This is a genomic window from Microbacterium sp. (assembly GCF_051953575.1).
Lineage (GTDB): Bacteria > Actinomycetota > Actinomycetes > Actinomycetales > Microbacteriaceae > Microbacterium.
In genome coordinates, this window is the sequence record NZ_JBQCIP010000207.1 from 1 (window position 1) to 3,284 (window position 3,284).

The following is a 3,284-nucleotide window of genomic DNA, read 5'->3' on the forward strand; positions in this document are numbered from 1 at the left end:
GATCGATCGTCCGGAGAACAGGAATGCGACCCCCGGAACGGGAGTCGCATGTCTGTGGAGCCTAGGAGATTCGAACTCCTGACATCCTGCTTGCAAAGCAGGCGCTCTACCAACTGAGCTAAGGCCCCGGGTGTGTGCCGGACGCGTTCGAACACGCGGCCGCACCCGCCTGGGTGACGCTCAATGGTACCAGCCCTCGGAGCGTGTCGAGTTCAGGGGATGCCGGCGGGGATGTCAAGCCCCCTGCGAGCGGTGGCCCGAACGGGCAGGCTGGATGGCGGACGAAAGGACCCGCCATGAACACGACGGACCGCGATGACAGCCGTGATGAGAGCCTGACGGATGCCCTGATCGGCAAGCCGGGCGGAGCCATGCCGATGCCTCACGGCTCGGACACGACCGCGCCGCTGCCTCCTGAGGACGGCGCCCTGCCGATGCCGCACGGCACCGATCCCGAGGTCCCCGAGTGGTCGGGCACGCGCGACGGCGCAGAGGACGCGGACGACGACGCCTGAACGGTGTCCGCGAGGAGGTAATACGGTGGGGCTACCAGGACTTGAACCTGGGACCTCTTCATTATCAGTGAAGCGCTCTAACCGCCTGAGCTATAGCCCCGTATCGACTGCGTCGCTTGCGCTCCGCAACCTCCAAGACTTTACCTGACGATTCTCGATTTCACGAATCGGGCCTGGATTCGGCGATCGGCGTAGTTGACTGGTGCCGTGACGAATCAGCCTCATCCTGACGAACCACACGGGACCGGACTCGGTCAGCGCCTGAACTGGCTGCGCGCGGGCGTGCTCGGCGCCAACGACGGCATCGTCTCGGTCGCGGCGCTCGTCGTCGGCGTCGCCGGCGCCACGACCGACACCGCGCCGCTGTTCCTCGCCGGCGTCGCCGGACTCGTCGGCGGCGCCATCTCGATGGCGCTCGGCGAGTACGTGTCGGTGAGCAGCCAGCGGGACTCCGAGCGCGCCCTCATCGCCAAAGAGACGGCCGAGCTCAGGGACATGCCCGAGCAGGAGCTCGAGGAGCTCACGCAGCTGTACCGGGACCGCGGGCTCACCGACGCCACCGCACGGCAGGTCGCCGTCGAGCTCACCGCCCACGACGCGCTGTCGGCGCACCTCGAGGTGGAGCTGCACATCGACCAGGACGACCTGGTCAATCCCTGGCACGCCGCCCTGTCGTCCGCGATCGCGTTCACGCTCGGCGCGCTCCTGCCGCTGCTCGCCATCCTGCTCCCGCCGCCCGAGTGGCGCGTTCCGGTCACGTTCGCCGCCGTGCTGGTCGCCCTCGCGGCGACCGGCACCGTGTCCGCACAGCTGGGCGGCGCCCCGCGTCTACGCGCGGCATCCCGCCTGGTCATCGGCGGCGCGCTCGCGCTCGTCGTCACGTGGCTCATCGGCACCCTGCTGGGAACGACCGTCGTCTGACCAGAAACGCGAAGCGCCGGCATCCGCTCTCATCAGAGGGATGCCGGCGCTTCGCGTCGTGCGTCAGTTGGAGGTGAAGCCGACCAGGAGTCCGCCCGTCACCTTGACGGCGAGGTTGTAGATGCCCGCGATGACGGCGCCCAGAACGGTCACCACGACCAGGTTCAGGATCGCGACCACGGCCGAGAAGGCCAGCACCTGCGGGAAGTTCACGAACTGCGACAGCAGCACGCTGCCGTCCGAGAAGCTCGAGAAGAACTCGTCGGCCTTGCCGATCAGGCCCGTGGCGGTCACCACGAGGTAGACCATGACGAAGGCGACGACCGTCACCACGGCGATCGCGATCGCGGCGAGGAAGGACAGCTTCACCGCGGACCAGAAGTCGATGTACACCAGTCGCAGGCGCACCTGCTTGGCGCTGGTCTTGTGACTGGACTTCTTGGCGAGCTTGTCGGCTACCGTGCTCATGCGTCAGTGCTCTCTTCGGGGGTCTCAGGCGAGGTTTCGGTGCCATCGGCGCCGCCGGGGGTCTCGGGCGCCGAGGCAGTGTCGGTGTCGACGTCGCCGCTGTCGGCGTCTGCGTCCTCGGTTTCTTCGGCCAGGCCACGCTCGCCATTCCGGGCGATCGCGAGGATGCGATCATCGCCGCCGGCCCGGGCGAAGACGACACCCATGGTGTCGCGACCCTTGGCAGGCACCTCGGCCACGGCAGAGCGTACCACCTTGCCGCTGGCAAGAACCACCAAGACCTCGTCGTCCTCGGAGACGATCAGACCGCCCGCGAGATCGCCCCGATCGTCGCTCAGCTTGGCCACCTTGATGCCCAGTCCGCCGCGGTTCTGCACGCGGTACTGGTCGACCGAGGTGCGCTTCGCGTAGCCGCCCTCGGTGACCACGAAGACGAACTCGTCGTCCTTCGCGACAGATGCCGACAGCAGGCTGTCGCCCTCGCGGAAGTCCATGCCCTTCACACCGGACGTCGAGCGACCCATCGGGCGCAGCGCGCTGTCGGTGGCCGAGAAGCGCAGCGACATGCCGTGACGGCTGATCAGCAGGATGTCGTCGCCCTCGTCGACGAGGAGGGCGCTGACCACCTCGTCGTCCGATGCGATCTCAGCCTCGTCGTCGCCCTCGTCCGCGCCGTTGCCGCGCAGCTTGATGGCGATGATGCCGCCCTGGCGGTTGGTGTCGTATTCGGTGAGGCGCGTCTTCTTCACCAGACCGCTGCGCGTGGCGAGCACCAGGTAGGTCGCGACGCTGTAGTCGCGGATGTCGAGGATCTGCGCGATCTCTTCGTCGGGCTGCAGCGCGAGGAGGTTCGCGACGTGCTGGCCCTTCGCGTCGCGGCCGGCCTCCGGCACCTCGTACGCCTTCGAGCGGTACACGCGGCCCTTGTTCGTGAAGAACAGCAGCCAGTGGTGCGTCGTCGTGACGAAGAAGTGCTCGACCACGTCGTCCGCGCGCAGCTGCGCGCCCTTCACGCCCTTGCCGCCGCGGTGCTGCTGGCGGTAGTTGTCGCTGCGCGTGCGCTTGATGTAGCCGTCGCGGGTGACGCTGACCACCATCTCCTCTTCGGGGATGAGGTCCTCGTCGGTCATGTCGCCGTCGAAGCCGAACATGATCTGCGTGCGACGGTCATCGCCGAACTTGGCGACGATCCCGCTGAGCTCCTCGTGGATGATCTGCCGCTGCAGGCCTTCGTCCGCGAGGATCGCGATGTACTCCGCGATCTCGAGCTCGAGCTGCGCGAGTCGCTCGTTGATCTTCTGCCGTTCGAGGGCGGCGAGGCGGCGCAGCTGAAGGGCGAGGATGGCGTCGGCCTGATCCTGGTCGACATCCAGCAGCTCG

4 protein-coding genes and 2 tRNA genes are annotated in these 3,284 nt (G+C 67.6%); 2 read left to right on the plus strand and 4 right to left on the minus strand.

The features are described from left to right. Window positions 1-55: 55 nt before the first annotated feature. Window positions 56-128: transfer RNA gene (locus tag ACTHNQ_RS12710), tRNA-Ala, on the minus strand. A 168-nt stretch (window positions 129-296) separates the two neighbouring features. Here ACTHNQ_RS12710 and ACTHNQ_RS12715 point away from each other — a divergent pair. Next, window positions 297-515, plus strand: coding sequence for a hypothetical protein (locus tag ACTHNQ_RS12715; RefSeq protein WP_440333878.1), 219 nt, complete (start codon window positions 297-299; stop codon window positions 513-515). Between the two features lie 26 nt (window positions 516-541). On the opposite strand, the gene ACTHNQ_RS12720 is transcribed toward ACTHNQ_RS12715, so the two are convergent. Beyond that, window positions 542-615: transfer RNA gene (locus tag ACTHNQ_RS12720), tRNA-Ile, on the minus strand. A 107-nt stretch (window positions 616-722) separates the two neighbouring features. Here ACTHNQ_RS12720 and ACTHNQ_RS12725 point away from each other — a divergent pair. Continuing rightward, window positions 723-1,436, plus strand: coding sequence for a VIT1/CCC1 transporter family protein (locus ACTHNQ_RS12725; protein ID WP_440333880.1), 714 nt, complete (start codon window positions 723-725; stop codon window positions 1,434-1,436). A 63-nt stretch (window positions 1,437-1,499) separates the two neighbouring features. Here ACTHNQ_RS12725 and ACTHNQ_RS12730 read toward each other — a convergent pair whose 3' ends face one another. After that, the gene (locus tag ACTHNQ_RS12730) at window positions 1,500-1,904 is read right to left on the minus strand and encodes a DUF3566 domain-containing protein (protein ID WP_018173718.1); all 405 of its coding nucleotides are present in this window, start codon (window positions 1,902-1,904) and stop codon (window positions 1,500-1,502) included. Then, window positions 1,901-3,284 (minus strand): DNA gyrase C-terminal beta-propeller domain-containing protein (locus tag ACTHNQ_RS12735; protein WP_440333882.1); only part of this gene is annotated, 1,384 nt, incomplete at its 5' end. The genes ACTHNQ_RS12730 and ACTHNQ_RS12735, both read right to left, overlap by 4 nt.